The organism is Natronospirillum sp., from assembly GCF_022565775.1.
Taxonomy (GTDB): Bacteria; Pseudomonadota; Gammaproteobacteria; order Pseudomonadales; family Natronospirillaceae; genus Natronospirillum.
Map to the genome: position 1 here is coordinate 1 of NZ_JAIUMC010000145.1, position 4,823 is coordinate 4,823.

Genomic DNA, 4,823 nt, shown 5'->3' on the forward strand with positions numbered 1-4,823 from the left:
AGCGCACCCCGTTGCGCGATGGGGCCGCAGGCCCCTTGTCAAATCGGCCAGCGGGGTGGCCTCCTACAAATCCACCACCTGATCCGCCCAACGCTCCGTATCCTCAGGCTGGTGCGTGACGAAGATCAGATACCGCCCACTGGCCTGCACCATCTCCCTGACCCACTCCCCCGCACGCCGTCGATTCTCGCCATCCAGTGCACTGAACGGCTCATCCAGCAGCACGATCTGCTGCGGCCGCAGCACGGTGCGAATCAGCGCCACCCTTTGCCGCTGCCCGCCGGACAACTCCCCCGGCATCCGCTCCAGGTAATCGGCTATCCCCAGATGCTCACAGGCCACCAACACCTCTGACCAGGCCTGCGCATCCGGCCGACCATTGCGGAACCCCAGCTTCAGATTGGCCGCCACTGATATATGCTCGAACAGATTGTGCTGCTGAAACAGCGTCGATACGGGTCGGCGCTCCGGCGGCAGCGGCAGCAGTGAGTGCCCGTCCAGCCGCAGATCGCCCGAAGTAACCGGCAGAAACCCGCCAATCGCCTCCAGCAACGTCGTCTTGCCGCTGCCACTCGGCCCGGTGAGCGCCAGCGCCCCACCCGGCGCCAGCCGGAAGTCATGCACCCAGCTTTGTTCTCCGCGACTGACTGTCAATTGAACCGCTTCAAGCATGACGTCGATGATCCTCCAGCAACCAGAGCGCCAGCAGCGCAAACAACAGCAACAGCAACGACGCCAGCGCCGCTGCCTGCAAACGATAGGACCCCGCCAGCGCATAGATCAGCCACGGCAAGGTGCGCCAATTGTCATGGCCGAAGATGCCGAATACCGCCAGGTCGCCCAGCGCAATCACGAAGGCGAGCGCCCAGGCCCGACGCAGTGCCGGCAGCAACCAGGGCAGGTACAAATGCCGCCAGAACGGCCAGCCGTGCAACCCCAGGTCGGCCACCTGACGCCGGTAGTTGGCATCAAAATCGAACACCCCGGGCTTGAGCTGACTGTAGACAAACGGCAACGCCACCAGCGCATTGAGGCCAATCACCGCAATCCAGCCCCAGCGCAACCAGTTGACCCAGGGCATGAAAAACAGATAGAGCCCGACCGACAGCACCATGCCCGGTATCACCAGATGATGCAGAGCGCCAAACTCGGTCAGCTGCCGCGCCGCCGGGGATGTGACCCGTCGCCACAGCTCCAGCCCGCCCAGCGCCAGCAGCGTGGCCAACGTGGCTGCGGCAAAGGCAAAGCCCAGTGACCTCAAGGTAACCGGCCACAGGGTCGCCCAGGGCAGGCCCTGCCCGCCACTGAGCACGGCCACCGGCACCAGGGTGGCAATGGGCACTACCAAAAACAGAACCGCCAGAGCATAAGCCAGCCGCCCCGACCAGAGCGTCAGCGGGTGCAGCCGCGGCAACCAGGGCTGCCCCTGCGGTGGCGCCAGCCAGCGCAACCGACCAAACCGACTGAACAGCAGAAACAGCCCGCCCGCCACCAGCAGTTGCGTCCAGGCCAGAGTCAAGGCTTCCGCGGGGTTGAAAGAGAACTTGAGCGCCTGATAGATCGCTACTTCCAGCGTGGTGGCCCGCGGCCCGCCGCCCAGCGCCAGCACAATGGCAAAGCTGTTGAAGCAGAGCAGAAATATGAACCCGGCTACCCCGGGCAAGACACCGCGCAGCGCCGGCCATTCGACCAGCCGAAAACGTTGCCAACCAGACAGGCCCAACTGGGCCGATACCTTCCAGGCAGTATCCGGGATGCTCTGCCACTGGAACACCAGCACGCGCAGAGCGAACGGCATGTTCAGGAACACATGCGCTATCAAGATGCCATTCAGGCCATACAGCCGCCAGCCACTGCCCAACCAGGGGGTCAGCCAGCCGGAACGGCCGAACACCGACACCAAGCCAGTGATCAGAATCAGACTCGGCATCACAAAGCACAGCAGCGACCAGCGCAGGAACAGGGCTCGCCCGGGTAGTCGGAGATCCAACGCGACTGCCCGTGCCACCGGCACGGCCAGCGCCACCGAGAACACCGTGCTCAGCAGAGCCTGCCAGAGGGTAAAGCGGAGAATGCGGTGGAAATAGGCGTCTTCGAGAATGCTGAAGTCAGGGCGGCCCTCACTCCAGCCAAACAGCGCCATAAACGCCAACAGGGTGGTCAGCAGCATCAGTGCCAGGGCAGCAGAACCCCAACCAATACTGCCCCACCAGCCCGGAGGCCGGTGGGCAGCGGCGCCTGCAAACGCAGGCACCGCAGACAGAACACCCGAGTCAGGTTTCACTGACTGACGGCGTTGCGCCAGTTGCGAATCCAGGCCTGGCGGTTGTCACGAATCTCACTGGGTGAGTAGCCAATGCGCTCCGGGGTGACCAGAAGGCCAAACGCATCAGGCAGATCGACATCGGTGCGCACGGGCAGCATCCAGTTGGTAACCGGCAGAATTTCCTGCGCCTCATGCGTGAGCAGGAAGTTCAGGAACTCGGCGGCCAGCTCTTCCTGATCCGTGTAGGCAGAAATCGCCGCCACTTCGATCTGCGCCACATGCCCTTCGCTGAAGGCCGCCGCCTGATAGCGATCCGTATCTTCAGCTACCATGTGGTAGGCCGGCGAGGTGGTGTAGCTCAGCACATAATCGGCCTCGCCTTCCTGAAACATGCCGTAGGATTCGCTCCAGCCTTGCGTCACGGTAATGGTGCGCTCAGCCAGTGCCGCCCAGGCGTCAGCCACGCCATCATCACCGTAGATGGCCTGCATCCAGTGCATCAAACCCTGCCCGACCGTGCTGGTGCGCGGGTCCTGATAGATGATGTCGGCATCGCTTTCCAGCAGCTCTGCCATCGATGTCACCGGGCTGTCGATCACTTCGGTGTCATAGACAAAAGCAAAATAGCCATAGTCGAACGGCACATACAGGTCATCGGACCAGGCCAGGTCATCTGCCAGCGGATAGTCATCCCAGTTGACGCCGTGTGTCTGGAACAATGACAGATCGCGGGCTTCTTCGATCAGTGCGTCGTCAATGCCCAGCACCACGTCCGCCTGGGTGTTCATGCCTTCCAGACGCACACGGTTGAGCAGCGACACACCATCATCGGAGCTGACGAAATTCAGCGTGCAGTCGCACTGGGCTTCAAAGGCACTCTTGATTTCAGGGCCAGGGCCCCAGTCGCTGGTGAATGAACTGTAGGTGTAGACGGTCAGTTCGTTGGCGCTCAATGAACCTGCCAAAGCAAGGCCTGCCGCCAGAGTGAGTTTTTTCATGGAATCTCCCGGTAATTAAATTGCCGGCGAGAGGGGGAATTGTCGGCCAGAACGGCCGCACGAGGGTATCCGAGTGGATCACTTACCTATTCCATTCCCTTCGCCAGTATGAACTGGATCAGGTTCAACGGGTGTGCGCTGCGGGCATGGCCCCAGCGTCTGATCTCAGCCTGAGTTGCGCGTGGCAATTCAGGCACCCCGATGGACGGCACAAGTTTAACAGAAAGCAGGTCGGAGGCGTAAGCCCTGGTGATACCTGTAGGAGCGCACCCCGTTGCGCGATGGGCCGCAGGCCCCTTGTGAAATCGGCCAGCGGGGTGGCCTCCTACGGAACACAAGCACCGATCGTGCAGTAGGAGCGCACCCCGTTGCGCAATGGGCCGCAGGCCCCTTGTGAAATCGGCCAGCGGGGTGGCCTCCTACGGAACACAAGCACCGATCGTGCAGTAGGAGCGCACCCCGTTGCGCGATGGGCCGAAGGCCCCTTGCCAAATCGGCCAGCGGGGTGGCCTCCCACGGAAAACACGATTACCCGTGCGCTCGGGGCCGCAGGCCCCTCAATCCTCGTAAAAGATTCTTACGGCTTCGCTGACCACATCCCGCACATCCACCATACCCACAGCCAGGGTGGCCTGGATATCCTTCAGCGTAATCACCTTGCTGCTCTTGCCGGCCGCCGGGTTAACCACCAGCGCCAGCGAGGCATAATTCAGCTTCAACTCACGCGCCAGCGCCGCCTCCGGCATCCCCGTCATACCGACGATGTCACAGCCATCACGCTCCATACGCACTATCTCGGCCGCCGTTTCAAGCCGCGGGCCCTGCGTCACGCCATAAACGCCGCCATCGGCAATGGTCTTGCCCGACTCACGCGCCGCGCGGCGCAGCACATCGCGCAGGCTGTCCGTGTAAGGGTAGGACAGATCCACATGCTTCACGCTTTCCAGATCGCCCTGATAGTAGGTATGAATCCGGCCCCAGGTGTAGTCGATAATCTGATCCGGCAACACCAGCGAACGGGTCGGCATCCGGTCGATGCTGATACTGCCCACCGCATTCACCGACACGATATCGGTCGCATACAGTTTCTGCAGCGCCCAGAGGTTCGCCCGATAGTTGACCTGGTGGGGCGCAATGCGATGCGGATGTCCGTGGCGGGCCATGAACAGCACCCGATGCCCGCCCATATCGCCCTCCAGAATGGGGGCCGAGGTATTCCCGTAAGGGGTCTGAACGTCGTGCGCGTTGATAACCTGCAATCGGCTGGGTTCTGTAAGGCCAGTACCACCAAGGATGGCGATGGTGCGTGTCATGAGTTGTGCTTCTCCTTTCTGAGCATTCTGGTTTTTTTGCAGTATAACAGGTTTGCGAAGGGGCGCTGCCTGCAAGCGTCGTGTGCGTGGCCGAGGGCCACAGCCTACAACAGAGGCACCCTGTAGGCTGTGAGCCTTGCTCACGCATTGGTGCCAGAGCTTGTGCGTGGCCGAGGGCCACAGCCTTGTGCCTCTCCGGCAATGGTGATTAGCTATCACCATTGCACTAGGTAGAGCGTAAACCGT

At 61.9% G+C, this 4,823-nt stretch carries 4 protein-coding genes and 1 riboswitch; all 4 genes read right to left on the reverse strand.

Translation table 11 applies throughout. From position 1 onward, the window contains the following. Window positions 1-63: 63 nt before the first annotated feature. Window positions 64-672, reverse strand: coding sequence for an ATP-binding cassette domain-containing protein (locus LAT62_RS15880; RefSeq protein ID WP_293386133.1), 609 nt, complete (start codon window positions 670-672; stop codon window positions 64-66). Beyond that, window positions 665-2,284, reverse strand: coding sequence for an ABC transporter permease subunit (locus LAT62_RS15885; protein ID WP_293386135.1), 1,620 nt, complete (start codon window positions 2,282-2,284; stop codon window positions 665-667). Before LAT62_RS15885 ends, LAT62_RS15880 begins: the two co-directional genes overlap by 8 nt. After that, on the reverse strand, window positions 2,281-3,264 hold the full coding sequence (thiB, locus tag LAT62_RS15890) for a thiamine ABC transporter substrate binding subunit (RefSeq protein ID WP_293386137.1): 984 nt from the start codon (window positions 3,262-3,264) through the stop codon (window positions 2,281-2,283). The genes LAT62_RS15885 and thiB overlap by 4 nt, the downstream gene beginning before the upstream one ends. 78 nt (window positions 3,265-3,342) lie before the next feature. Continuing rightward, window positions 3,343-3,475: riboswitch (TPP riboswitch) on the reverse strand. 346 nt (window positions 3,476-3,821) lie between these two features. Beyond that, complete coding sequence (locus LAT62_RS15895; RefSeq protein WP_293386139.1) at window positions 3,822-4,577, reverse strand: S-methyl-5'-thioinosine phosphorylase; 756 nt, start codon at window positions 4,575-4,577, stop codon at window positions 3,822-3,824. Between the last annotated feature and the right edge of the window lie 246 nt (window positions 4,578-4,823).

Bases quoted from the DNA above. Each gene is read 5' to 3' on its own strand.
- thiB (WP_293386137.1), bottom strand. From the start codon at position 3,264: ATGAAAAAACTCACTCTGGCGGCAGGCCTTGCTTTGGCAGGTTCATTG.
- LAT62_RS15895 (WP_293386139.1), bottom strand. From the start codon at position 4,577: ATGACACGCACCATCGCCATCCTTGGTGGTACTGGCCTTACAGAACCC.
- LAT62_RS15880 (WP_293386133.1), bottom strand. From the start codon at position 672: ATGCTTGAAGCGGTTCAATTGACAGTCAGTCGCGGAGAACAAAGCTGG.